A 26270-nucleotide genomic window follows, 5' to 3' on the forward strand; every position below is an offset into this window, starting at 1 on the left:
TATAGAGGTTATCTCTTACAAATTAAAGTCCGCGCTCAGCCATCAGTAATGCAAGGTCGATACAACGAGCAGAGTAACCTGATTCGTTATCATACCAAGATAATACTTTCACCATATTATCTCCTAGTACCATTGTAGAAAGTCCATCTACTGTTGATGAAGCAGTGTTTCCATTATAGTCAATTGAAACTAATGGAAGCTCACTGAATGCTAGAATTCCTTTTAATTCATTTTCTGATGCTTCTTTTAATACATTATTAATTTCTTCTACTGTTACTTCTTTATCTAGTTCCGCAACAAAGTCTACTAAAGAAACATTTGGTGTTGGTACGCGGATTGCCATACCATCTAATTTTCCTTTTAGTTCAGGAAGTACTTTCGCTACTGCAGAAGCTGCTCCCGTTGTTGTTGGGATCATCGATTCTGCTGCTGCACGAGCACGACGGTAATCGCTATGTGGTAAATCTAAAATACGTTGGTCATTTGTGTATGAGTGTACTGTTGTCATCATTCCACGTTTAATACCAAATTTGTCGGATAACACTTTTGCAAGTGGAGATAGACAGTTTGTTGTACAAGAAGCGTTTGACACAATATGATCTGTTGTTGGATCATATTTGTCCGCATTTACGCCCATAACAAATGTCGGCATATCATCTTTTGCTGGAGCAGATAAAATAACTTTTTTCGCACCCGCTTCAATATGTTTTCCAGCTTTGTCTTTCGTGCTGAAAATTCCCGTAGATTCGATGACGATATCGATTTCTAGCTCTTTCCAAGGAAGTGCAGCTGGGTCTTTCTCTGCAAGAACGCGAATTTTTTTACCGTTTACAATTAAGTATTCACCTTCTGATGATACTTCTGCATTTAAAATGCCGTGCACTGAATCATATTTCAATAGATGTGCAAGCATTGCAGCATCCGTTAAGTCATTAATTGCTACTACTTCTATTTCACTTTTTTCTAATGCTTCTCTAAATACTTTACGCCCGATACGTCCGAATCCATTAATCGCTAATTTTACTGTCATATTAAATTCCTCCTAATTGGTTTGTTCAATGATTTTCATCATTTCATTTGCTGCACCTTCATCTGTTACTAGCACAGTTTGCTCTGGTGCTTGTTTAAAGTAAGACAATAATGCTTTTGCTTTTTTGGCACCACCAGCAACTGCTAGTAAATGCTCTATATGTTGTAGCTGTTTTAACTGAATACCAATCGTTCGAATCCGGTGAACTGCTTCACCTTGTTCATTAAAATAATACCCAAATGCTTCACTTACTGAACCTTCTTTTTTTAGACGCTCGATTTCATGCTCGTTTGTGTTTCTTCTGCGAGCCATTTCTTCCGCATCGCCAATGCCGTGAATGACAATATTCGTTCTTTCGTATAGATCCATCATTTCTTGTATGAAAGGCTCTTTCTTCATCGTAGTGTACGCTTCTTCACTCAAACTATCCGGCATATATAAGGTTCGGTAGGATCCATTCATTTTCCCCGCAAACAAGGACGCAATGGTATTAGCTTGAAACGAAACGTCTCTTCCAACTCCGCCTCGAGCAGCGATAAACAATAATTGTTTCCACTTGGTTGTTTCTTGTACAAAATTCGTAATGGAAGCAATCGTAGAACCGCCCGTGACAGCGACTATTTTTTCGTCCGTCAAAATACTTTCCAAATACTTCGCTGCTTCCTGTGACAAAAGCATGGTTGCATTCGTATTAGTATCTACATCTCCGGGAACAATAATTACTTCTTTTATGTGTAAATGTTTTGCCAGTTGCTGTTCTAGTTGTAATCTTCCTGACCATACTCTTACAACTTCTTTTAAGTCGATTAATAATTGTGTGCCTTTAGAAGTTATTGCAGCTCCGTCTCTTGAAATATCGATTAACCCTTGATTTCTCAAAGTATCTAATTCTTTTCGAGTGTCTCTTTCGGACAAACCAAGCTGTTCTCCTAAAACTCGCCTGCCAATCCCTTTTGTAAGTTGTATCGTTTGAAGTATTCGATACCTCTTTTGCAACAACTCACTCATTTCCGGTATTAGCTTTAGCTGAGCAGTGAGCAATGATTCCATTTTTCACTTCCTCATTGGTTATGACGTTTTTGTCCCACTTAGTTAAAAAATGTCCCACTTAGTTAAAAAATGTCCCACTTAGTTAAAAAAAAAGTGAATTTCTATAAAACATCATATAATATACTATGCAATTTTGCAATAATAGTGCATTATTTGCTGTTGGAAATCCAAAGGAATCCTCCTGTGAATGGGGATCTTGCGGTTTTGAGCGTGGATCTTGCGATTCTGAATGGATATCTTGCGGTTCGTGGGGTGTATCTTGCGATTTCGTACTCCTATCTTGCGATTTACCCTCTCTATCTTGCAATTCCCAAAAACTACAAAAAAATCTGGTGCATTATTAAAGTAATGCATCCAGAATAGTTGGGTAATCCACTTGACCATATTGAATTATTTCATTTTCAAATTCAACGACAGGAATCATCAGCATATATTTTTCATGAAGTCCATCATCTTCTTCGATGTTATACTCCTTTATTTCAAACGGTACATCCTCTTGCACTAGCTTTAGTACTATTCTTGCATCCTCACATAAATGACAGCCTGGTCTTGTGTAGAAATGGACAATCATTTTATAACATCCTCCCCATTAGCATTTATTCCATTTTAATAAAAGGTTAAAATTAAAGCGATACTTTTTATCCGTTCCTTCGTCTATAGCAGTAAGGGGAGGTCAAGAGATGGAAATGGAACAGCTATACAAAGACCACAGCGATCGAGTTTACAGCTATATATACTTTCTTGTCCGTCATAAAGAATGTGCAGAGGATCTTACGCAAGAAACCTTTTATAAAGCATATAAAGGAATGGATTCCTTTCAGAAACAGGCTTCTACTGCCACTTGGCTATTAAAAATAGCACGTAATGTGACCTATGACTATTTTCGAAGGAAAAGAATTATCCAATTTTTCTCCTTTGAAAAAGAGCATGATTTGGAGACAAACGCATTATCGCTAGAGAGCCAGTTTGAACAAAAGGAGCAGCTTGTGAGAATGTATGATTCCTTAAGTAAGCTAAAAAAAGATTATCAGGAAGTCCTGTTGCTTCGCAAGGTACAAGAATGTTCGATTCAAGAAACAGCCTATATACTTGGCTGGACCGAGGCAAAAGTAAAGATGAAAATGACACGAGCATTTGAGGCACTAAAAAAGGAATTCCACCAGGAAGGAGGTCATGCAGATGGAACCATCAAAAGAATTCGATGAGCTTTTTGAGGAAATGAAAGAGGTAAAGCGTTCAGAAAAAGCAAAACATAATACATGGCTTGCCTTGAAGGATAAAATAGAAACAAAGAGAAAACGCACGATATTTCCAGCATTCATATCATTAGCAATCCTAGCAATCGCCTCTTTTCTCTTCCTTACTTTTTGGAATCTCTCAGAGACGGAGAAATCGGCTGAACCTCTTTCCAATGAAGAGGTAATAAAAGCAGTTTTAGAAAGAGAATATAACGGTCCAAATATGGATATTTCCCAGTTAATGAACGATTGGATGGACTTACAAAGCGAAACCGAAACGCAAAATCAAGAGGACTACAATCAACTACTGGAATCAAAGGAATACAAAGATTTCATGAATTATTATCCAGCCACTTTTGGTGAATTCTTTACAGAGAATATGCTAACAAATGCGATCCGTGCAAATTTAGTATTCAAATATAATCACAATTTAATAGATAACAACATAGAGATGCATCTAGAGAAGTTCAAAATAATACAAGAAGAAGATCACCCAAATATCTATCGCCCCATCATAGAGGTTTCCTTAACAAATAGCGAAGGACAGAAAATTTATCATACAGTGCGAGAAGAATTTATTTTTTCCAAAACAGAGCCTGGAAAAATTGGGGGTTATAATGTAGCTAAAAATGGCGGTAGTATGGAACTTCGAGAAAAAATAGAAAACTTTGATGCATATGTGGAAAATGAAGAGGAAGTACGAACACCATCGATCGATGTCTCCTTTGACACGCTTTGTTTCAATGGGCGTATGCCCAACCCAGAAGGTACAGTAGAATTTAAGTCAGGTTGTACATCCGATAGATCCCAAATCAATTCTGTCATGACTATCATGGAGAATTTTTTTGTTAAAGAAGTAACAGAAAAAGAAAGTGGTGAAAGGGCAGCAGCTCTTCCTGAAATTGAAAATTATCAGATTTACCTAACAAACAGTGCAGATAAAGATAAAACTTTATATACTATTACATCTTATTCCGACGGATTTTTCGTTTTCTCTCCAGGTTCTAGCGTTGGAAATGCTGGTGACATTACTACAGAAGGGGAAGTTTTCTTCTATGAGGAGATTAAGCGGAGACTGGATGAAATTGCTGATAATAGATAAGAACAAAAGTGCTAAAGCACCTGTTGCCTGTCCAATTTAGCTAATGGGAACGATAATATCGAATAACGCACATTATAGGGAAACTCGCAGTAGTGAGTGGAAGAACATGACCGCTTGGATTTAGTTGTAGAATAAGTATATCCTAAATAATGGATAATGGCGATCAAACAGCTATCGAAAGCAACCTGTTCTAGTCTGGGAGCAACCAATTTTCATAAAGCAATTTTACTTGGAGTGAGACACTCACAATAATGGGATTACTTTACAAAAGCTTCCACTTGCTTGACTTTGTCGCGTTCGCAGCTTATTTTGTCGCGTCAAACCATTTATTGGCATTTAATGAGTTATACTTCATAGATTGTAGCGAAAGGAGGCGACTCCAGCGAGAATAGCATGAGCTGAAGACCCCGCAGGAGCAAAGCGACGAGGAGGCTGAAGCCATGCCCGCGGAAAGCGTCCTCCTAAAGCGAAAATCCTAGTGGTTACTTAATAAAATTTCTTACTGCGCAGTTTCTCTAAACTACGAGTAAAATAAAGCGTGCCCTTATGCTATTTGATATAAGTTATCGCCTTGTCCAATTAATCTATAGTTTCCTAACCAATCATAAAAACCAACGAATCGTTGGTTTTTTCTTGTGGAACACTTGCTCATAATTTCAACAGAAACTCTACTTCCCCTTCATTCATGTTGCCTGTTTTTTGGAATCCGAAGCTTTCGTATAACTTGATAGCAACTTCATTATCTGGTTCTGTCGATAGATAAATTGTTTCACAGCCGTCTAGCTGTTGCATTTCGTCCAAGATCAATTGTATAGCCTTTCTGCCGTAGCTTTTTCCCTGACATGTATGATCAATCATTAAGCGGCAGATCCAGTAATTCTTCGTATCGTCATCTAATCCATACATCGCAAAGCCAATAACCTTGTCATCTACCTCAATGCCTTTAACAATCCATCCATTTTCGTAAATCGATTGCACGATTGATAACGCATTGGAGGCTACAAATTTTTCTACTACGGTTGCTTTTCCGTCCTCATTCGTCGTTAAAAGAACTGTTCTTAACCAATTATCTTTATTGATCTCTACAAGTTTCAATCCCAAATCCCCCATTCCTCTCATCAAGATTATTTTAACAGGAATGGCAAATCAAACATATAATTACACGAAAAAAAGCCCCCAAAAGGGCTTTTTATTCATGATTTACCATTTGCGGCCTGCTCCACCGCCTCCGGAGCTACCACCACCGAAGCCGCCGAAACCTCCGCCTGAACTTCTTCCGCCAAAGCCTCCTCCGTAGCTTCCTGGCCCAAACATGCGTGTAGAGCGTCTACCACCGGAGCCAGGTCTTCCACCACCGCCTCCGCGACCACCAGACATAATGGTGATAATCATATAAATCACGAAGATAACGATAATAATTGTGGAAAACGAAAAGCCTCCACCGGAAGCTGCTGGATCTTTCGGATCTTCTAGTTCTCCATCCCAGCCATATTCTGTCGCAACTTCATTGTATAAAACCTGGTATGTGGAAAGAACTGCATCATCAACGGCCCCTTGCTCTAGGTATGGATAAGTGTAATCATCCAAGATACGTCCGAGTTTTCCATCAGGCAACGCACCTTCGAGACCTTGACCTACGGCAATATATACATCTCGATTACCTTGCTTTGTAGGGTCTGTTTCGATCACAAACAAAACACCATTGTTTTTCTCTTTATCCCCAATCCCAAACTCTCGTATAACATCCACGCTAAACTGATTGACATCTTGCCCATTTAAGGAATTAATAATCATGACGACAATTTGTGAGCCTGTCGCCTTATCTAATTTCAGTCCAAGCGCTTCTACTTCTTGTTTAGTCGTCTCTGATAAAAAGCCCTCGTAATCCTGTACATAGGATTCTCCAGGTATCGGCTTAGGTATATCCGTTGCTGCTACAGCTACGATTGGTAAGAAAAGAAATAAAAGTAGCGCAGCTAGGAGCAGACGCGCAACTTTTTTCATTATTCTCCATCTCCTTCAAAGTCCACTACTGGAGCATCCTGTGCAGCTGCATCTGCTTTAAAATATTCTTTTTCATCAAAGCCAAAAATAGAAGCTACAATACTTCCAGGCATACGTTTTACTTTTTTATTGTAGTCCGATACCACTGCATTATAGTCTTGCCTTGCTACAGACAATCGATTCTCTGTTCCCGCAAGCTCATCCATTAATTGACGGAAGTTCGCATCCGCTTTTAACTCTGGATAATTTTCTACAACTACTAATAATCTGCTTAATGCGCCAGATAATTGGTCATTGGCAGCTGCTTGATCTTCTGGAGTAGTCGCTCCTGCTAATTTCGAACGAGCATCTGCGATATTGCTGAGTACTTCTTTTTCATGAGAAGCAAAGCCTTTCACTGTATTCACTAGATTTGGAATTAAATCCAAACGACGTTGCAGCTGATTTTCTACTTGTGCGTATGCTTTATTCACATCTTCTTCAGCATCTACAAAGCTGTTTTTACTTGAGAATAAAACCACTGCAATGATTGCTATAATCACGATAATGATGACAAGCGGTCCTAATAATTTTTTCATTCTATTCACCTCTAACTTAAGTTTAATATTCATTTACCTTTAAAAAGCTATTGCGAAACATACCTTAACTTGTTCATTTCTTTTGATTAATATAAAAAAATTAGGGTAAGGATGAATAGACCGATCAATAATCGGAGGTGATTCACATGAATAGTATGAACAATCCGAATGATTCCATGCCAACAGATGCAATCGATACACTGGAAAAGATTCAAGGAAGGTTTCCGGGAGCACGTCGCGCACATGCGAAAGGGTTGTTTTTCGAGGCAACGTTTACACCTAATGGGAATGCCATAGCCTATACAACGGCTGCACATTTGCAAAAGGAAGCGGTATCTGCAACTGTCCGGTTTTCAAACAGTCCGCCAAACCCAACAGCTTCCGATTTTCTTTCACCTTTTAAAGGTATGTCTGTGCAATTTCATTTACCAGATGGAACTGCAAGTCATCTAATTAGTACCACCATACCTATTTTCATAACAAAAGATCCAAAAACCTTTATAGATATGTTGAAAATTTTAACGGCAACTAAAACCGGATTGGACAAAGTGGATTTAGCAATAGGTGTGTTGAATATTATCAAAAAGTATCCAGAGAGAAAAAATATCTTGCTTGCTCTGCAAGAACAATTTAAACAGCCACCCATAAGCTATTCGTTTCTCCACTATTACCCAATACACGCATTCTATTTTGTCAATCAAGATGGAAAATGCCAAGCGATAAAATATGAGTGGCAGCCTGTACAAGAAAAAGAAGCTTGGCTGGAGAAGCCAGCATCAAAAATAACATCTCCCGATTATCTCGAGGAAGACCTTCACGAAAGATTAAAAAATGGGCCGGTTTCTTTTAACCTAGTCATTCGTTTAGGCACAGAGGATGATGCTACGGATGATCCAACAGTTGATTGGCCAGAAGACAGGCAACAAATAATAGTTGGTCAATTAACATTAAACAAAGCTCTTTTTCCAAATGATCCTATTTTGTTTGATCCGACTATAGTGACTGAAGGAATCGAGCTCACTGCAGATCCTATTCTTCACTTTCGTCATGATGCCTATGCGGTCTCTTATAATCGTCGTATGAAAAATGAATAGAAAAAACACTTGAAGCATGGAAATCATACTTCAAGTGTTTATGGACTGTACTTTATTAAATTGATAAAACGCCCTCGGAGGGAATCGAACCCCCATCCCAAGAACCGGAATCTTGTGTCATATCCATTAAACTACGAGGGCAAGCGACTAATCTATTATACAAATGATTTATAAATATTTCAACTTAACTTTTTAGTGCTTAATATTTGACCTTCCTTGACCTTAATGTGTATGATAAAGTTACAGCTGAGATATACTTTTCAGTAATCAATAACAGACAATACCACCTTTGAAGGAGGCAATCAGGATGAATTTAATTCCTACAGTAATCGAACAAACAAATCGTGGAGAACGTGCGTATGATATTTATTCACGATTATTAAAAGACCGAATTATTATGCTTGGAAGCGGCATTGATGACAATGTAGCTAACTCAATCGTTGCACAGCTTCTATTTCTAGAAGCAGAAGATCCAGATAAAGATATTTCTATCTACATTAACAGCCCAGGCGGTAGCATTACAGCTGGTATGGCAATCTACGATACAATGCAGTTCATCAAACCAGATGTACAAACAATTTGTATCGGTATGGCTGCTTCTATGGGAGCATTCCTTCTTACAGCTGGAACCCCTGGAAAACGCTATGCGCTTCCAAATGCTGAAGTAATGATTCACCAACCACTTGGTGGAGCTCAAGGGCAAGCAACAGAAATCGAAATTGCTGCAAAACGCATTTTATTCTTACGCGATAAATTGAATACAATCATTTCGGAACGCACTGGTCAACCAATCGAAATAATTGCTAGAGACACAGATCGTGATAACTTCATGACTGCTGAACGTGCAAAAGAATATGGTTTAATCGACCACATCATCGAACGCAGCGAAATGAAAAAATCATAATACAAATTGTACCCAAGGAAATTTACTTTCCTTGGGTATTTTTTATTGGGTGAGACTTAAAGCCTCTTATGTGGAAAAGCATAATTTAAATACGCGCAACGTTGAAGTCCATTTGCGCAATGTTCCTCTTCGAACACGCAACGTTATTATCACTACTCGCAACGTTATAGCACATACGCGCAACATTCCCCTTCAAATGCGCAACGTATTGGTAGCCAAGCCACAAAAAAAGCCATCCCCGAGTCCAACTTGACCGAATGGGACAGCCCTTTGTTTTTATTCTTCATTGGCGATAAACTTTGCTAATGTTTCTACCGCTTCATCCTCGTCTGAGCCTTCTGCGCTTAAGTTTACCGTAATTCCTTTGCTTATTGCTAGGCTCATGATGCCCATGATACTTTTAGCGTTTACTTTTTTCTCATCTTTTTCTAAGTATACATCTGCAATATAACGATTTGCCTCTTGTACAAATAACGCTGCTTGTCTTGCTTGTAATCCCGAGGGTAATTTCACTTCGACTTGTTTTTCTGTCATCAATATACGCTCCATTTCACTAAATTGTTTCGCCTCTACGAAGTGCATCTGCGATTTCATCTATTTTTCGTAATCGATGGTTAATACCGGATTTACTAACATTTCCAGTGGAAACCATTTCCCCTAATTCTTTTAATGTTACATCTTGATATTCAACACGTAAACGTGCAATTTCCCGAAGTTTGTCTGGTAATTGGTCGAGACCGATAGAGCTTTCTATATATCGTATATTCTCTACTTGACGAATAGCTGCACTAATTGTCTTGTTTAGATTAGCTGTTTCACAGTTAACTAAACGATTTACGCTATTTCGCATATCTCTGATAATGCGGACATCCTCAAATTTCAATAAGGCACTGTGGGCTCCTGCGATGCTTAAGAAATCAGAAATTTTTTCTGCTTCCTTCAAATAGGCAACAAAGCCTTTTTTCCGTTCAATCGTTTTCGCATTCAACTCAAATCCATTCATCAAATCTACTAGTGCGTCACTATGCGTTTTGTATAACGAATAAATTTCTAAATGATATGAAGACGTTTCCGGATTATTAACAGAACCTCCAGCTAAAAACGCACCTCTTAAATAAGCACGCTTACAGCAATTCTTTTTCACTAACTCTTTTGAAATAGAATATTCAAATTGAAAATGATCCTTCAATATTTGTAAATCCTCTAATAACTCTTTTGCTCCATCTCGGATACGACAAATATAAACATTATTTTTTTTCAATCTCATTTTTTTTCGAACAAGCAATTCTACTTGATATGGATATAACGATTTTATCAGAGTGTACAACCTTCTAGCAATTGCTGCATTTTCGGTTTGTACATCTAAACTAAGCGCTTTATTACTAAATGATAGCGATCCGTTCATTCGAATAAGTGCGGATAGTTCGGCTTTTGCACAACATGGTTTGGACTCTTCCTGCGTCATTTCTTTTTTTGTTTCAGAAGCAAACGACATAATCCGTTTCCCCCTTTCTTGCTAATGATTACTTTCACTTGTTGAGAACTCAACTATAATCATTTACGCATATTCTACTAGCCATTTCGCTACTTTCATCGCATCATGACGCACTGCACCACTATGGACGATGGAAATGTCTTTTTTCACAACTTCTAAGTTTAATGTTTCTAGTTGCTCTATATCTATTTTGACAGGTGATGCTTTTTCCTGCTTGTATAAATATTGTACATTTTCAGGGATCTCTTCATTACTAATCAATACCACATCTAAGAAATTTTCACCAACATGATCAATTAAAGCGTGAACATGATCAAATGCAGTATAATCACTCGTTTCCCCGGCCTGTGTCATTAAATTACAAATATAAACCTTCTTCGCTTTTGAACAGATAATTGCCTCTTTTATACCTTCCACCAGTAAATTCGGTAAAATACTAGTATATAGACTTCCAGGTCCAATTGCGATAATATCGGCTTCCCGTATTGTATTAATTGTTTCTGGTAACGGTTTCACATCAGATGGCGAAATAAAGACCTTCTCTATTCTCTTTCCATATGATGGAATTTTAGATTCTCCACTTACAATTTTTTGATCTTCAAATTGTGCATGGAGAGTCACTATTTGATTGGCTGCAGGAAGAACCTTCCCGTGAACCTTTAATACACGGCTCATCTCACTAATGGCATTAGCAAAATCACCTGTAATAGAAGTTAACGCTGCTAGCATTAAGTTTCCTAAAGAATGGCCTTTCAGCTCTTCTGATTTAGAAAAACGATACTGGAACATTTCTTCCACTAAAGGTTCTACATCCGAAAGTGCTGCCAATACATTTCGAACATCTCCAGGTGGTGGAATATCATAATCATCCCGTAATCGACCAGAACTTCCACCATCATCTGCTACAGTGACAATTGCTGTAATGTCGAGTGGGAATTTCTTTAAACCACGAAGCAATGTAGATAGTCCCGTACCACCACCAATAATAACTATTTTCTTACGGTGTTTTGTACGCTCCATTCCTTCATTCCTTTCTTATCGTAACATCTCTATGTGTAATAACCGTTTTATCATCTGCTTTTAATAGTTTACCAAAGTATTCAGCTAAAGTAACGGAACGATGTTGACCACCTGTACAACCAAAAGCGATAATTAGCTGCGTTTTACCTTCTCGCTTATACTGCGGAATCATAAATAAAAACAAATCCGTTAACTTCTCGATTAATGTCTTTGTATCTGCCCATTTTAATACATAGCTAGATACCTCTTCATCCAGCCCTGATTTCGGTTTTAGTTCTTCTATATAGAACGGATTGGGAAGAAATCGAACATCAAACACTAAATCGGCATCGATCGGGATACCATGTTTAAATCCAAATGACATTATATTCACAGTAAATACTTTACTACCTTTTGACGAAAATTCATCTTGTATTTTTTCCCTTAACTGGCGGGGTTTCATCGTAGATGTATTATAAATAAATTGAGCTCTTCCTCTTAACTCAGAAAGTAACTCTCTTTCTTTTTTTATACCATCTAGCGGTAGCCCGGAATCTGCTAGTGGATGAGAGCGTCTAGTCTCTTTATATCTTCTAACTAATACTTCATCTTTTGCATCTAAGAATAATACTTTTGGAGTTATCGTTGTAGCTTCTTGCAGCTGATTGACCGATTCCACTAAAGAATGGAACATTTCTCCCCCTCGTAAATCCATTACTGCTGCGATATTTCGAGGCTGTTTATTGGAATCGATCATTAGCTTAATGAATGTACCTAAAAGCTCTGGTGGCAAATTATCAATACAATAATACCCAAGATCTTCAAAACTCTGAATGGCAACTGTCTTACCTGCTCCAGACATTCCTGTAATAATGACCACTTCAGTTTCTGGCTTTTGCGTACTATCCATTGTTTATTTCTCCCTCCGATGTTTGCTGAATCGTTTCTGTTATCAATGAAAAATCAGGTGTGTACACGAATGTTCCATATTGCATACCTTTTTCTTGCACAGCAAATAACAAATTTGTTCGATCGCCTTCAGCCATTGGAAGCGTGTGTAAAGCTTCTACTGGATGCCATTCTAAAAGACCTTCTCTTGTTTCATGAAATGGTGTACCTTCCAAATCCTTCGCAACAAATGTGAATAACATCCACTCATCTATTTGTTTGCCATCCTCTTCGATCACCATCGTGTATATCCCTTTTAAATGCGGTTTAATAGGTTTAGCATTCGTTTCCTCGGTAAACTCTCGAATTGCAGAAACGAGGATGGATTCTCCTGATTCCATCTTCCCGCCAGGAGCAACGTACCAGTTTCTCCTAGGCTTTTTTAATAAAAGAACTTTGCCATCTTTGCATATTAGTAAATTTGCGATTCTTTGCACGAATTGTCACTCCACATCTATCATGTGTTAATAATTTTATTATACATTAATTTTCACAAAAAGAGGCTGCTTCACGATTAAAATCGCGAAACAGCCTGTTCAACTATTTCTTATATAAAAGGGGGGTCAATTTATATTTCTAACTATACGCTATAATTGTTTCAAGCAGGTTACAAATCGATTAAGAAATAATTAAATCAAGCGTTCGTCGCTGTCTTTTCTTTTACATTTTCAATATAGTGTTGTGCCGCTTGTGCAGCGATACTTCCATCCCCAGTAGCCGTAACAATTTGACGTAGCATTTTATCACGCACATCTCCTGCACCAAAAATTCCAGGTACAGCTGTTTCCATTCTTTCGTTCGTTACGATATATCCGTTTTCGTTTAAAATTCCTAAATTCGAAAATGGTTTTGTTAATGGAAGCATTCCAACATATACAAAAACTCCATCTGTTTGGAATTCTCTTTCAGAGCCATCTACAGTTGAAACTAATGTTACGCTTCCTACTTTACCTTCTTTACCGTGAATTTCTTTTAACGTTGTATTCCAGATAAAGTCGATTTTTTCGTTTGCAAATGCTCGGTCTTGTAAAATTTTCTGTGCACGTAACTGATCACGACGGTGAACAATCGTTACTTTATCCGCAAATTTCGTTAAAAATGCACCTTCCTCAACAGCGGAATCTCCTCCACCTACTACTACGAGGTTTTTCCCTTTAAAGAATGCACCATCACAAACTGCGCAATAACTTACACCGCGTCCACCAAGTTCAGTTTCTCCGGGAATACCCATTTTTTTATACTCTGCACCGGATGAAATAATAACTGCAAGTGCTTTATATTCTTTACCGCTTACTTTTACTGTTTTATAAACTTCTCCATCGACGATTTCAGATACGTCTCCATATGCATATTCTGCACCGAATTTTTTCGCATGGTCGAACATTTTTGTCGAAAGCTCCGGACCTAAAATCATTTCAAAACCTGGATAGTTTTCGACCTCTTCTGTATTTGCCATTTGTCCACCTGGAATACCACGTTCTATCATTAAAGTAGAAAGATTCGCACGAGAAGTATAAACAGCGGCAGTCATCCCTGCAGGACCTGCTCCAATTATTATCACATCATAAATTTTTTCTTCAGTCATCTGACATTCCTCCTACATTGCTTCTACCATCAATCTATAGGATTTTTATACCTGCTTCAACTTTTATGCCTATGCGTCAAATAATGGCAAAAATTGCATGAGTTCATTTACATATTTCGTCAGGGTAGAAGTTGTAATTCCGTATTCTTCTGCGTATTGCTTTTTTGTTACATTTTTCTTTCGGGAAGATTCAAACATATATTCCGTTGCAGCTGCAAGTGCTCGTGGATTTTTGAAGCCGTACGCCTTTTTTAACGCACGTTCCACCAACACAAACCACATTTGAAATAAAAATGTAGCCGATTGCTCTAAAGGCTTGTGTTTTTCATAAAGTAAGTCCGTAGCAGCAATGGCTCTTAAAAAAGCTTTCTCAGCTACAGATTTTTCGTTAAATGAATGCCCTAAAGAATTTGCCAAAAATAATTTTTCCATTGTCGTCAATTCTTCTACTACAATCCATTTTGGATGGGAAATAATTTCTTGACGATGCGCTGATTTTCCCAACAGATAAAAACCTAATATTCGCTCACTCACATGTTGGTTCTGTAACTTTTCTAAAATGAATTCCTTTTGGTTCTCCATCTGCGATTCATCTAGATCTTTTATATGTGGCAACCAAGGTTCAAATCCTGCTTTTTCGGGATCTAATTTTAATAATGTATTCCAAGCGCTTTTCGCAACTTCTTCATGTCCCGAGAAGTAGGCAGAATGAGATAACCAAAAATAAAAACCTGGATCCCCTTCAAATCCTTTACGTTGCAAACTTCTTAACCATTTAAATGCTTGTTCGTATTTGCCGATTAGTGCAAATGTAGCACCTAATTTATAACGATGCTCGATGAAGTAAGGATTAATTTTAGATAAAAATTCAGTGATCTCTTCTAACTCTTCCGTATTTTTTTCATAATAATAAATAACGGCTAAATTACAGAGCGCATGAATATTACCTCTGTTTTCCCTTAACACTTCATGAAGCAGTGCCTTTGCTTGTTCCTCTTCCCCAATATAAAAATAGGCAAGCGCCAAATTATTAAATGCTGCCCAAAAATCAGGATATTGCGTAATAATGTCTTCTAGCAATTCAACCGCTTCTGGAAATTTCCCTTGTTCCATTAACCGACGAGATTTTTCCTGTAAAAAAAGAGCTTCCGAGGACGGTGCATCCACTTGAAGAGAAAGAACATCTTCCTGCTCCGTGAAATCTACTATTTCCATCGCATCCTCTGTATATTCTCCGTTTATATTCATCTCTAAATATTTTTTGGCAAAACGATTCGCATCCATAAAATTTCCTATATGAGCGTTCACCTCTGCCAAAAAGAAAACGATTTCTGGGTCACTTGGGTTGACTGTATAAGCATGTCTCAAAAGTTCATGCGCTACATCGAATTTATCTAATTCCATTTGTAAAATGGCATATTGCATTAAAATAACTGGGTCATCTGGGCTTAAATCTACCGCTCTTTTTAAATATTTATGGGCTTTCTCATATTTTTCTTTTTGTAGCTCATCTAAAGCTTTTTTATAGTAATAATCGCCCGTAGGCAAAAATGAAATAATATTTTCCTTAAAAACCTTTTTACTTTTTTTATCCAAGATAATCCTCCGAAAAATAATAAGGAACGTCGAAAGCGTTCCTTATTAGTATAATCTTCAGTATATCATAAAGTATTATTTTTTATCGGCTTTCTCTTCATGTCTTTTTTGGAGTACTTGTAGCAAATCATAAAAGCTGACTTGTTGATTTTGTAATAGGACGAGTAGGTGATAAATTAGATCTGCCGCTTCCCATTTCAACTCTTCTGCATCATCGTTTTTAGAAGCAATAATAACTTCGGCAGACTCTTCTCCTACTTTTTTACAGATTTTATCTACGCCTTTTTCGAATAGATACGTCGTATACGCTCCTTCTGGCATTGTTTGCTGTCTTTCCTTAATCGTATTAATAAGTGAAGTGACCACATTATAACCAACAGTCTCGTCAAACTTTTCTAAACTGTTATGGAAGCAAGTATTCTCCCCAGTATGGCAAGCAGGTCCAGTAGGTAAAACTTCTACCACTAAAGCATCTGAGTCACAGTCCGTACGAATAGACACTACTTTTTGTGTATTTCCCGATGTTTCTCCCTTATGCCATAATTCTTGTCTACTTCTGCTGAAGAACCATGTTTCTTTTGTTTCTACTGTTTTTTTATACGATTCCTCGTTCATATAAGCGAGCGTTAGTACTTCACGTGTAATGGCATGCTGTACGATTACTGGGATAAGTCCATTGTCATCATATTTTAAGTTGGTCATTTCACTTCGACTCCTCTTTCACGTATGTAATTTTTCACTTCAGCTACACTCGTTTCTTTGAAATGAAAAATGGAGGCTGCAAGCGCTGCATCCGCATTTGCTTCTGTAAAAGCCGCCAGTATATGTTCGACATTTCCGGCTCCACCACTGGCAGTAACAGGAATGGAAACAGCTTCCTTCACTTGTTTCGTAATCTCGATATCATAGCCATCCTTTTCCCCGTCACGATCCATGCTTGTCAGTAAGATTTCCCCTGCCCCAAGCTTCTCTACTTCTTTCGCCCAGTCTACCGCTTTCCAGTCTGTTTTCTTTTGACCGCCATGTGTGTAGACGAACCAGTCCTGCTCTTCCTTCGACCACTTCACGTCAATAGCAGCGATAATTTTATTGGAACCGAAAGCTTTTGCACCTTCTGTAATAACAGCAGGATTGCTTATTGCCGCACTATTGATAGATACTTTGTTTGCACCAGCATCCAGTAGCTGTTGCATATTCTCCGTAGTACGAATTCCCCCACCGACGATTAATGGGATAGAAATTTGAGCTGCTGTTTTTTTCACTGCTTCTAGCATCGTATCACGACCTTCTACAGACGCAGAAATATCTAAAAATACGAGTTCATCTGCTCCTTCTTTATCGTAGAATGCAGCTAACTCCGCCGGATCTCCAGCGTCTCTTAGTCCGACGAATTGAATTCCTTTTACAACACGCCCATCTTTCACATCTAGGCATGGGATAATTTTCTTTACCATTTTGTAACCTCCTGTAATGCTTCTGTCAATGTGAAACGGTTATTGTATAATGCTTTTCCTGTAATGACCCCACGCACCGTCGTATCCTTTGCCAGTTTTGCTACTTCTCCTAAATCTTCTAGTGAGCTTATCCCACCTGAAACGATTACGGATAACCCTGTTGCCTTTGCAAGCTCTTTGTTTGCTTTTAAATTTGGCCCTTGAAGTGTTCCATCGGTTGCGATATCTGTAAAAATAACATGCTTAGCACCTTTGGAAGCAAAATACTGACCTACTTCTATAGCAGATTGAGAAGATGTCTCTAGCCAACCATGAGTCGCTACCATGCCGTCTTTTGCATCTAAACCGATGACGATTCGGTCACCGCCAAACTCTTCTAACAATTCTACTACTAGCTCTGGCTTTGCTATTGCGAGACTTCCGATAATGACACGCGTTACTCCGTTCGTTAAATAAAAACTCACATCTTCCTTTGAACGAATACCTCCACCAATTTGCACGCTGACAGGAAGCTCCTTAGCGATTCGGATAACTTCGTTTGCATGGATCTTCTCTCCATCTTTTGCACCATCCAAATCGACTAGATGAATCCAAGTTGCTCCTTCATTTGCAAATTTTTTAGCCATATCAAATGGTGAATCACCATAAATTGTTTCTTGCTCATAATCTCCTTGATATAAACGGACACATTTTCCACCCTTCATATCAATTGCTGGATAGACTTGAATGGACGTCATTTTGTTTCCCCCTATTATGTAAGCAGTCCTTTTGTCGAAGGTACACCCTTTACTCGTTCATCTTTTGTAATCGCATCATCAATTGCACGAGCTAGTGCCTTGAAAATAGCTTCAATCATATGATGTGTATTGACCCCGTAGTGTACGATTACGTGTACATTCATCCGTGCTTCCAGTGCAAATTTCCATAAAAATTCATGTACAAGCTCCGTATCAAAATTCCCAACTTTTTGCGTAGGAAATTGAGCGCGGAATTCTAAGTGTGGTCGGTTTGAAATATCAATTACTACTTGTGCTAATGCATCATCCATTGGCACAAATGCGTTTCCGTATCGTTTGATGCTTTTTTTATCTCCTAGCGCTTCTTTTACTGCTTGACCAAGTACGATTCCGATATCCTCTGTTGTATGGTGGTCATCGATGTGTGTATCGCCATTCGCTTTGATCGTTGCGTCAAATAATCCATGTTTTGTAAATAAATCAAGCATATGATCCATGAATGGAACGCCCGTATCAATTTCCGCTTTTCCTTCTCCATCTAAATCTATCTCCACCCACACTTTTGTTTCATTGGTCATTCTGTCTATTTTCGCCGTTCTTTTATTTGTCAATTTAAATCCCCCTTCTCCCAACTTCTCGATTCGACCGAGCGTGCATGCCCTTCTAATTGTTCCAGTCTTGCAAGGCGTGCTATTTTTGGATATTGCGCTTGCCACATTTCTTCTGAATAATAGACAACGCTCGTTTTCTTTACAAAATCATCGACACATAGTCCGCTTGAAAAGCGTGCTGTGCTATTAGTAGGTAACACATGATTCGTACCAGCAAAATAATCTCCAACTGGTTCACTGCTAAATCTACCGATAAAAATGGCGCCGGCATGATTGATTTTTTCGCAAACTGCTTCTGCATGCTCCGTCATAATTTCTAAATGCTCTGGTGCAAGCTCGTTAATAGCTGATATAGCTTGCTCTAATGTCTCGGCAATATAAATACATCCGAAGTTTTCAATAGAAGCTCTAGCTATTTCTTCTCTAGGAAGTTGTTTCAATTGGTTTTCCACTTCTATTGCAACTTGCTCTGCTAGTTTTTCACTCGTTGTCACTAGCACTGAACACGCAAATCGGTCATGCTCCGCCTGTGCCAATAAATCCGAAGCTACCTCGTCTGCATAAGCCGTATCATCCGCAAGTACCGCTATTTCACTTGGTCCTGCAATCATATCGATCGCAACTTTTCCAAACACTTCTCTTTTTGCAAGTGCCACGAAGCTATTCCCTGGACCTGTAATTTTATCCACTGCTTTAATTGTTTCGGTTCCGTAAGCAAGCGCAGCAATCGCTTGTGCTCCACCTACCTTATAGATTTCAGACACCCCTGCAATACGAGCTGCTACTAATACCGAAGCCGGTAGCTTGCCATCTTTTGATGGTGGGGATACAATCACTACCCGTTTCACCCCTGCTACAAGTGCTGGGATTGCATTCATCAACACGGACGACGGATACGCTGCTGTGCCTCCAGGAACATAGAGCCCTACCGCATCGAGTGGCGAAATTTTATATTGAATATAAGAGTTCTTAGCTAATGGGAAATCTATATTTTGTCGTGCTTGCTCGGAGTGAAATAAACGGATATTGTTAGCCGATTCTTCTAAATCTTCAATCAATTGCGGGTCGAAGCTAGCGAATGCCTCATCCATTTCTTCTTTAGTTACTTGTAAAGAAGCTAGTTTTGCACCATCCCATTTTTCTGTATAAGCAGACAGGGCTTCGTCTCCCTTTTGTTTCACCTGCTCGATTACCTCACGCACCGTCTCTAAGTGATTTTCATTTGCCTGTTCTACAGAACGTTGCAAGGAAATTGCATTTGTAAGCTTTTCTATTTTCATAGGGCTCCCCTACCTTTTGATCAATTCGTTTTTTAATTGTGCAACAAATGCACGAATCCGTTCACTTTTAACTCGGTAGCTTACTGGATTGACGATTAAGCGAGAGGATATATCGACAATTTTTTCATATTCGACTAAGCCATTTTCTTTTAATGTTTGGCCCGTAGAAACAATGTCTACGATGCGATCAGCTAATCCAATCATCGGCGCCAATTCAATAGAACCATTAAGTTCAATAATCTCCACTTGCTCTCCCTTTTCTTTATAAAAGTTTGTCGCAATAGTAGGATATTTCGTCGCAACTCTTGGTGCTATTTCGTTCATCATCGTATTAGGTAATCCTGCTGTTGCAATATAACAATTACTAATATGCAAATCGAGTAATTCATGAACATCGCGTAGCTGCTCTAATAGCACGTCTTTTCCAGCGATACCGATGTCAGCAACTCCATGCTCCACATAAACTGGGACATCCATTGGCTTCGCTAGTATAAATTGTATTCTTTCTTCTGGTGCCTCGACAATCAGCTTTCTAGAGTCATTAATCTCTTTCGGAAGATCGAACCCAGCTTCTACAAACAATTCATATGCTTCTTCGAAAATACGCCCTTTCGGCATTGCAATTGTTAACTCATTCACGTAAAGAACCACCTTCTGAGACAATTAGTACTTCATCAAAACTTTGTTTATACACATCCAAATCATGAACACTTTCTATATATTGAAGCGTTACACGTTCCGCATTGTTTCTTCTTGCTTCTGCCAGCACATTGGCCTTCAAATATGCACCTTCTGTAAATAAAAGAAGCGTATGCTTTTCTTCAACATCCCTTTTCGGCAACACTTCCAAAAGTCTGTCTACTCGTATACCAAATCCCGTAGCCCCTACTTGCTCATCGAACTGCTTGAATAATTCATCGTATCTTCCACCGTTTCCAATCGGGAAACCACTTCCAGCCGCATAAATTTCAAACAACATGCCTGTGTAATAACTCATATGACTAGCAAGTGAGAAATCGAAGGAAACAATGGATGGATCTTTTAATTGAAGTTCCAATAAACGCTTAAACTGCTCCAGCTGATTGATCAAATATTGCTGTTCATTCGTTAAATAGGCTCGGAAGTTTTCAAATACTTTAAAGTCAATTGTATAATCTATTAGCTTTGTAAGATTCTCTTTTTGTTCTTGTAATAGTCCTAGATTGTCTAACTCCTGCTCGAAACCTACGAAGTTTTTTTCCACTAATAGCTGTCTTAGCGCGTCTACCTGTTGCACTGTATTCGTATTATTCGTTAGAAAGGCCGTTAATAATCCTGCATGTCCTATCGTAATTCGAAAGCTCTCTACACCAAGTTCCTTCACAAGCTCTACTGCTGTATGAATAATTTCACTATCTCCATATGCACTAAAATCACCGATTAGCTCTAGTCCTAGCTGTTCGAACTCTGCTGGACGACCACCTTCTCTTTGCTGTGCCCGGAAAACATTTGCATAATAAGCAAGACGCAATGGATTTTTTTCTTTTAGTAGCTTCGATGCTGCAATTCTTGCAATAGGAGTCGTCATGTCTGGACGCAATACAAGCGTTTCTCCTTGATTGTCTACTAGTTTAAAAAGTGAAGATTCGTCAATTGCTGAAGCTTTTCCGATTGTTTCAAAATACTCAACAGATGGCGTTTTGATAAAATCGTAACCTTTGTTTCGTATAAAGTTTCTTGCCGTTGAACGTATATATTCTTTTTGCTCGTTTACTTCCGGAAATGAATCTCTCATTCCTAGCGGTTTCTCGAACATTTGAATTTTACCCATTTCACCACTCCTTATATCACTTCATCATGCTAGAGTACTAATATGTTAAATTATATAAATTTTATCCTATATTACTCATTTCGTCAATCTATCCGTTAGTTCCTTTTAGAATATTAAGAAAAACTATGTATTTGCTCTATAGAAAAAAGCTATCCTCCACATGAAGAATAGCTTTGTTGTTATTTATTATTTCTTTCCATCATTTGTTCCTTCGTATAAATAATGCGCATCGGATTGCCCCCGACAAAACATCCTTCGGGAACATCCGCATTTACTAGAGTAGCTGCAGAAACAACTGCGTCATTTCCAATCGTAACACCAGGTAAGATTGTAGAATTCGCTCCGATTAACACACGATCTCCGATAATTACATCACCAATTCGGTACTCATCAATCAAATATTCATGTGCTAATATCGTTGTATTATATCCGACTATTGTGTTTTCCCCTACTTTGATTCGTTCAGGAAACATGACATCTACCATCACCATCAACGCAAAAGACGTTTCTTTTCCTACTTTCATTCTAAGAAACACACGATAAAAAAAGTTTTTCCAGCTTAAAAATGGAGAGTATCTCGCTGCTTGTATGAAAATAAAGTTTTTCACTACTTTCCAAAAAGGAACTGTATCATATACATGCCATAATGAATTCGCACCACTTACAGGATATCTTTCCGTTCTCCTCATACAGTCTGCCCTTTGGCAATTTCGAGAAGTTCACTTATATGATGAATCATATAAGTTGGCAGGTAAGTTGCTAAGAAAGCTTCTCCTTTCACAGACCATGCGACTGCAGCTGTATCTACTCCCGCTCTTTGTCCACCTACGATATCATGTAAATTATCACCGATCATTAAGGCGTCTTCTTTTCCAACGCCGAGTCTTTCAAGCGCAAGCTCAATCGGCTCGGGATCTGGCTTCGCATTTTTAACATCATCTAGTCCAATGATTGTGTCAAATAAATTCTCACATTTCATCAGGTTGATCCCTCTACCAATCATTTCTTTTCTTTTTGTCGATACGACCGCTAGTTTGTAGCCTTCTTCTTTTAATCTGTACAATGTTTCGACAACCCCATCAAACGGTACAACCATATCATCATGATGCTGAACATTCCATTCACGATAAGCTGCCATAAGAGATTCCGTTAGTTCTGGATTTATGGCATGGAACGTTTCTTGTAGTGTTGGCCCGAGAAATGGTAAAACACTATCTCTATCATATTTCCCAGGAAATTTTTCTCCCAAAACATGTAAAAAAGATTGAATAATAAGCTCATTCGTATCTAGTAATGTTCCATCGAAATCAAACAATAGTGCTTTATAAGCTTTTCCCTTCATAGTGTAACCACCTCCTCTTGCTTTCTTTGCTCCGCTTTACGCCATATGTAAGCGACAATTATCGTCAATACAAACGCTGTCACGAGTCTTATTAAAAATAAAGGCAGAATTGGTACGCCTAATGGTATAAAGATTAACGTATCCTCAACGACAGCATGACATGCCACTAAAAAGATAAAGGCAAGTGTCGCATCCTTTTTACTTACTCCATCCTCCTGCACTGCCTGTATCATCACTCCAGCGCCATATGCAAGCCCTATTGTAAGCCCCGCAACAAGTGTTAAAGAGGCATTTTGCTGAATGCCAATAACTTTCGTAAATGGGGCAATCTTCTCGGAAAACTTCTGCAAATAATTACGGTCCTTTAACACTTGGATAATAATCATTAATGGGATAACAATTAGTGCAAGTTGTAAGACGCCAAAAGTCGCTTTTTGTAAGCCAAGTAAAATAATCTCTCCCCAACCATCAGGAATTTTCTCGGTACTTGCAATTGCACCATACTTAGCGATTTCTCCCCCACCATGCCAAACTAAATTGATAACCACGGCGGATAAAATAGCTAATCCAAAACGAACGACTAAAACAACCCAAAGTTTAACTCCTACTCGTAGCGCAACGCCTGTTTCGATAAAGATATTATGTGAAAATGACAACATCGTGGCTAATATAAATACTTCTTTCACCGTTAGATCCAGTGAAAGGATTCCTGCTATACCTGCATAGAGGTTCAATGCATTTCCTAAAACGAGTGGGATAGCTGCTTCCCCTCTAAGCCCAAGCAGACCCATAAAAGGCGAGATTAAATCGATGATCCACGGGAGAACTGGAGTATACTGCAAAATAACTACGATTAAAGTAATTGGAAAAATCACTTTACTTAATGTCCATGTAGTTTTTAGCCCTGCTAAAAGCCCCCTTTTTAATGTCCCCACACAATTCCCTTCTTTCCCTTACTTGTCCTGATATCGAACGACTGGTTTAACCGTCATTCTTCTATATACAAACAAAATAATTGCAATCGCAATCGTTACTAAAGAAATAACCTGAGCTTGTCGTAAATCTCCTATTAAATAAAGGCTATCTGTACGCATTCCTTCAATAAAGAATCGACCTACTGAATACCAGGTCAAATAAAATAGGACCATTTCTCCGCGACGTAAATTTACTTTACGTAGAAGAATTAGAATGATAACTCCGATTAAATTCCATACCGATTCATATAAAAAAGTAGGATGATAATACTTACCATCAATATACATTTGATTAATAATCCATTCCGGAAGCTTTAAGTTTTCTAAAAAGCTTCTCGTTACTTCCCCACCATGTGCTTCTTGGTTCATGAAATTTCCCCAGCGCCCAACTGTTTGTCCGATTAAAATACTCGGAGCAACAATATCCGTAACTTTCCAAAAAGAAGTACCCCTCTTTTTCGTAAAAATGTAGGCAGTGATAAACGCTCCAATTAAAGCTCCGTGAATCGCGATTCCACCATTCCAAATCTCAATGATTTTGCCAGGATTCTGTCCGTAATAATCCCACTTAAAAATAACATAATAAATTCGAGCACTAATAATCGCGATTGGTACAGCCCAAATTAGTAAATCAGTTAAATAATCAGGATGAAATCCACGTTTCACCATTTCTTTTTGTGCTACTAAAAAAGCTATAATTATTCCGAACGCAATAATTATACCGTACCAACGCACTTCTAATGACCCTAATGAGAAAGCCACCGGATCTATCGCTTGTAATAAATTCATATGTAACTCCCTTCAACTGACTCCTCAGTAATTTGATTCACCGTTTTGACCTATCACATCATCTAATCGTTTTGCAAAATCTTCTGCAGCGTTAATGCCCATACGTTTTAATCGATGATTCATCGCCGCTACCTCAATAATTACAGACAGGTTTCGACCTGGTCGAACGGGAATAGTTAGCTTTGTAATAGCTGTATTTATAATTTCTATTTTCTCTTCTTCAAGCCCTAATCGATCATACTTCTTTTTCTCATCCCATATTTCAAGCTCGATAACTAATGTGATACGTTTAAATTTTCGAATGGCACTCGCTCCAAAAAGCGTCATAATATCAATAATGCCTAACCCTCGAATTTCAAGAAGATGCTCGATTAACGCCGGCGCACTCCCAACTAACGTATCTTCCCCTTCTTGTCTAATTTCCACACAATCATCCGCTACTAAACGATGTCCTTTTTTCACCAATTCCAAAGCAGTTTCACTTTTACCAACACCGCTTTTACCAGTAATTAGGACTCCGACTCCATATATATCTACTAACACTCCATGTACTGCTGTCGTAGGAGCAAGCATGCTTTCTAAAAAGTTAGTTAGCATACTAGAAAATCTTGTAGTAGGCATAGTTGTGGTTAAAACAGGAACTGAGTTTGCATTGGAAGCATAGATTAACTCTTCTGGTACTTCCATTCCATGTGAAACGATAATCACCGGTGTATCTGATGCACACAGTTTCATCATTCGCTCGCTTTTTTCTTTCGCTGGTAATAATGCAAAAAACGAAATCTCTGTTTTCCCCATTAGTTGAATACGATTGGATGGATAATGTGTGAAGTAACCCGCCATTTCAATTCCTGGTCGAGAAATATCGCTAATTGCAACGTGGCGTCCAATCCCTTCCTCCCCACTTACTAATGAAAGATTGAACTTTTCTTTTATATCCTTTGTCGTCACATGAGGCATATCTCTCCACTCCTTTCATGCATCTTTTCCGCACATAGTTCTTATTTTAGCATGATTAGTGATCTTATTTGTATTCATTTATCTTGTGCTCTCCTATTTATTAAAGGATAACGCAATAGAATAGTGCAGGACTCCCTTTGTATAGCATAAAAGTAAGCAAGTCTATTCCGAGAATCATTCTTTCTACAATTAGAGGATTACTTTAAGGGGAGACAATTAGGAATGCTTGTAATGCGCAATATAGGGTAACTGTGCGGTAGAAAGTTTTATTAAGTAACCGCTAGGATTTTCGCTGCAGGCGGGCGTTGAGCCTCCTTGTCGCTAATGCTCCTGTGGGGTCTCACCTGTCCCGCTTCATCCCGTCGGAGTCGCCACCTTCCGCTACAATCAATGGGAATTTCTTGCTCATTTAGTATCTGCATTTAGCAGAACAAAATTCGAATAACTCAACCATTCATGGAGATAACATCGCTTAATAATTATCACTTTTAGAAGTGAACTTGTTCTTTTAAGATTTGATTGCTTCACCAGTAATTTGGTTTCTTTCCTGCTCATTTAGTTACTTTCAGCGACTGGTTTGTTGCTCTTAATGGAAAGAGTTAAAGCTGAGTTGTTAGCAATTATGGTGGATTGAGTGGATTGTAGCGAAAGGGTGGCGACTCCAGCCGGAATAGCTTGAGCTGAAGACCC

Annotated in this window: 29 protein-coding genes and 1 tRNA gene; 4 read left to right on the plus strand and 26 right to left on the minus strand. The window is 38.5% G+C overall.

Translation table 11 applies throughout. The annotated features are described in order from the left end of the window. Positions 1-22: 22 nt before the first annotated feature. The 3 genes from gap to OR571_RS05660 all read right to left on the minus strand — a co-directional run bounded on the left by gap (position 23) and on the right by OR571_RS05660 (position 2651). Positions 23-1030, minus strand: a complete 1008-nt coding sequence (gap, locus tag OR571_RS05650) for a type I glyceraldehyde-3-phosphate dehydrogenase (RefSeq protein ID WP_142539996.1) — start codon at positions 1028-1030, stop codon at positions 23-25. A gap of 12 nt (positions 1031-1042) precedes the next feature. Further along, entirely contained in the window at positions 1043-2080 is a 1038-nt protein-coding gene (locus tag OR571_RS05655) for a sugar-binding transcriptional regulator (protein WP_282241904.1), read from the minus strand. Between the two features lie 340 nt (positions 2081-2420). Continuing rightward, positions 2421-2651, minus strand: a complete 231-nt coding sequence (locus OR571_RS05660) for a glutaredoxin family protein (protein WP_282241905.1) — start codon at positions 2649-2651, stop codon at positions 2421-2423. Between the two features lie 109 nt (positions 2652-2760). Here OR571_RS05660 and OR571_RS05665 point away from each other — a divergent pair, with 109 nt between their 5' ends. Both OR571_RS05665 and OR571_RS05670 read left to right on the plus strand, forming a co-directional pair. Further along, positions 2761-3285 (plus strand): RNA polymerase sigma factor, encoded by a 525-nt coding sequence (locus OR571_RS05665; RefSeq protein ID WP_282241906.1) that lies wholly within the window; start codon positions 2761-2763, stop codon positions 3283-3285. Continuing rightward, positions 3260-4420 carry a hypothetical protein gene (locus OR571_RS05670; protein WP_282241907.1) on the plus strand — a complete coding sequence of 387 codons (1161 nt, stop codon included), beginning with the start codon at positions 3260-3262 and terminating at the stop codon, positions 4418-4420. The genes OR571_RS05665 and OR571_RS05670 overlap by 26 nt, the downstream gene beginning before the upstream one ends. Before the next feature lie 648 nt (positions 4421-5068). Here the strand turns inward: OR571_RS05670 and OR571_RS05675 are convergent. From OR571_RS05675 to OR571_RS05685, 3 genes are all read right to left on the minus strand, one after another. Beyond that, complete coding sequence (locus OR571_RS05675; protein ID WP_282241908.1) at positions 5069-5515, minus strand: GNAT family N-acetyltransferase; 447 nt, start codon at positions 5513-5515, stop codon at positions 5069-5071. A gap of 105 nt (positions 5516-5620) precedes the next feature. Beyond that, the gene (locus OR571_RS05680; RefSeq protein WP_282241909.1) at positions 5621-6424 is read right to left on the minus strand and encodes a TPM domain-containing protein; all 804 of its coding nucleotides are present in this window, start codon (positions 6422-6424) and stop codon (positions 5621-5623) included. Next, positions 6424-7002 (minus strand): LemA family protein, encoded by a 579-nt coding sequence (locus OR571_RS05685; RefSeq protein ID WP_282241910.1) that lies wholly within the window; start codon positions 7000-7002, stop codon positions 6424-6426. The genes OR571_RS05680 and OR571_RS05685 overlap by 1 nt, the downstream gene beginning before the upstream one ends. Before the next feature lie 146 nt (positions 7003-7148). Here OR571_RS05685 and OR571_RS05690 point away from each other — a divergent pair, with 146 nt between their 5' ends. Beyond that, on the plus strand, positions 7149-8096 hold the full coding sequence (locus tag OR571_RS05690) for a catalase family peroxidase (protein WP_282241911.1): 948 nt from the start codon (positions 7149-7151) through the stop codon (positions 8094-8096). 69 nt (positions 8097-8165) lie between these two features. Here OR571_RS05690 and OR571_RS05695 read toward each other — a convergent pair. Then, positions 8166-8237, minus strand: a tRNA-Arg gene (locus OR571_RS05695). 166 nt (positions 8238-8403) lie between these two features. Here OR571_RS05695 and clpP point away from each other — a divergent pair. Then, a complete protein-coding gene (gene clpP, locus OR571_RS05700) occupies positions 8404-9000 on the plus strand; it encodes an ATP-dependent Clp endopeptidase proteolytic subunit ClpP (protein WP_142539987.1) in 597 nt (198 codons plus the stop codon). Positions 9001-9276: 276 nt separating this feature from the next. Here the strand turns inward: clpP and OR571_RS05705 are convergent, their stop codons facing one another. The 19 genes from OR571_RS05705 to hprK all read right to left on the minus strand — a co-directional run bounded on the left by OR571_RS05705 (position 9277) and on the right by hprK (position 25580). After that, positions 9277-9534 (minus strand): HPr family phosphocarrier protein, encoded by a 258-nt coding sequence (locus tag OR571_RS05705; protein WP_282241912.1) that lies wholly within the window; start codon positions 9532-9534, stop codon positions 9277-9279. A 19-nt stretch (positions 9535-9553) separates the two neighbouring features. After that, positions 9554-10495, minus strand: coding sequence for a DNA-binding protein WhiA (whiA, locus tag OR571_RS05710; RefSeq protein ID WP_282241913.1), 942 nt, complete (start codon positions 10493-10495; stop codon positions 9554-9556). A gap of 63 nt (positions 10496-10558) precedes the next feature. Then, a complete protein-coding gene (locus tag OR571_RS05715; protein WP_282241914.1) occupies positions 10559-11515 on the minus strand; it encodes a gluconeogenesis factor YvcK family protein in 957 nt (318 codons plus the stop codon). A 4-nt stretch (positions 11516-11519) separates the two neighbouring features. Next, positions 11520-12404: an RNase adapter RapZ gene (gene rapZ, locus OR571_RS05720; protein WP_282241915.1), complete on the minus strand. Its 885-nt coding sequence runs from the start codon at positions 12402-12404 to the stop codon at positions 11520-11522. Next, the gene (locus OR571_RS05725; protein ID WP_282241916.1) at positions 12397-12879 is read right to left on the minus strand and encodes an NUDIX domain-containing protein; all 483 of its coding nucleotides are present in this window, start codon (positions 12877-12879) and stop codon (positions 12397-12399) included. Before OR571_RS05725 ends, rapZ begins: the two co-directional genes overlap by 8 nt. A 197-nt stretch (positions 12880-13076) precedes the next feature. Continuing rightward, positions 13077-14027 (minus strand): thioredoxin-disulfide reductase, encoded by a 951-nt coding sequence (gene trxB / locus OR571_RS05730; RefSeq protein ID WP_282241917.1) that lies wholly within the window; start codon positions 14025-14027, stop codon positions 13077-13079. 69 nt (positions 14028-14096) lie between these two features. Then, positions 14097-15623 (minus strand): tetratricopeptide repeat protein, encoded by a 1527-nt coding sequence (locus OR571_RS05735; RefSeq protein WP_282241918.1) that lies wholly within the window; start codon positions 15621-15623, stop codon positions 14097-14099. A gap of 75 nt (positions 15624-15698) precedes the next feature. Further along, positions 15699-16325, minus strand: a complete 627-nt coding sequence (gene hisIE, locus OR571_RS05740) for a bifunctional phosphoribosyl-AMP cyclohydrolase/phosphoribosyl-ATP diphosphatase HisIE (RefSeq protein WP_282241919.1) — start codon at positions 16323-16325, stop codon at positions 15699-15701. Next, entirely contained in the window at positions 16322-17077 is a 756-nt protein-coding gene (gene hisF / locus OR571_RS05745; RefSeq protein WP_282241920.1) for an imidazole glycerol phosphate synthase subunit HisF, read from the minus strand. Before hisF ends, hisIE begins: the two co-directional genes overlap by 4 nt. Further along, positions 17071-17814, minus strand: a complete 744-nt coding sequence (hisA, locus tag OR571_RS05750; RefSeq protein ID WP_282241921.1) for a 1-(5-phosphoribosyl)-5-[(5-phosphoribosylamino)methylideneamino]imidazole-4-carboxamide isomerase — start codon at positions 17812-17814, stop codon at positions 17071-17073. The genes hisF and hisA overlap by 7 nt, the downstream gene beginning before the upstream one ends. Before the next feature lie 14 nt (positions 17815-17828). After that, on the minus strand, positions 17829-18425 hold the full coding sequence (gene hisB, locus OR571_RS05755) for an imidazoleglycerol-phosphate dehydratase HisB (protein ID WP_282241922.1): 597 nt from the start codon (positions 18423-18425) through the stop codon (positions 17829-17831). Continuing rightward, entirely contained in the window at positions 18422-19705 is a 1284-nt protein-coding gene (gene hisD / locus OR571_RS05760) for a histidinol dehydrogenase (RefSeq protein WP_282241923.1), read from the minus strand. The genes hisB and hisD overlap by 4 nt, the downstream gene beginning before the upstream one ends. Before the next feature lie 9 nt (positions 19706-19714). Next, entirely contained in the window at positions 19715-20344 is a 630-nt protein-coding gene (gene hisG / locus OR571_RS05765; RefSeq protein ID WP_142539975.1) for an ATP phosphoribosyltransferase, read from the minus strand. Further along, positions 20337-21515 carry an ATP phosphoribosyltransferase regulatory subunit gene (locus tag OR571_RS05770; RefSeq protein WP_282241924.1) on the minus strand — a complete coding sequence of 393 codons (1179 nt, stop codon included), beginning with the start codon at positions 21513-21515 and terminating at the stop codon, positions 20337-20339. Before OR571_RS05770 ends, hisG begins: the two co-directional genes overlap by 8 nt. Before the next feature lie 179 nt (positions 21516-21694). Next, on the minus strand, positions 21695-22204 hold the full coding sequence (locus tag OR571_RS05775; RefSeq protein WP_282241925.1) for an acyltransferase: 510 nt from the start codon (positions 22202-22204) through the stop codon (positions 21695-21697). Beyond that, positions 22201-22857 carry a pyrophosphatase PpaX gene (gene ppaX / locus OR571_RS05780; RefSeq protein ID WP_282241926.1) on the minus strand — a complete coding sequence of 219 codons (657 nt, stop codon included), beginning with the start codon at positions 22855-22857 and terminating at the stop codon, positions 22201-22203. The genes OR571_RS05775 and ppaX overlap by 4 nt, the downstream gene beginning before the upstream one ends. Further along, a complete protein-coding gene (locus OR571_RS05785) occupies positions 22854-23792 on the minus strand; it encodes a nucleoside recognition domain-containing protein (protein ID WP_282241927.1) in 939 nt (312 codons plus the stop codon). The genes ppaX and OR571_RS05785 overlap by 4 nt, the downstream gene beginning before the upstream one ends. Positions 23793-23810: 18 nt before the next feature. Further along, positions 23811-24620 carry a prolipoprotein diacylglyceryl transferase gene (gene lgt / locus OR571_RS05790; protein WP_282241928.1) on the minus strand — a complete coding sequence of 270 codons (810 nt, stop codon included), beginning with the start codon at positions 24618-24620 and terminating at the stop codon, positions 23811-23813. Positions 24621-24644: 24 nt separating this feature from the next. Next, positions 24645-25580 carry an HPr(Ser) kinase/phosphatase gene (hprK, locus tag OR571_RS05795; protein ID WP_282241929.1) on the minus strand — a complete coding sequence of 312 codons (936 nt, stop codon included), beginning with the start codon at positions 25578-25580 and terminating at the stop codon, positions 24645-24647. Positions 25581-26270: the final 690 nt, after the last annotated feature.

The organism is Psychrobacillus sp. NEAU-3TGS (assembly GCF_029955155.1).
Taxonomy (GTDB): Bacteria; Bacillota; Bacilli; order Bacillales_A; family Planococcaceae; genus Psychrobacillus.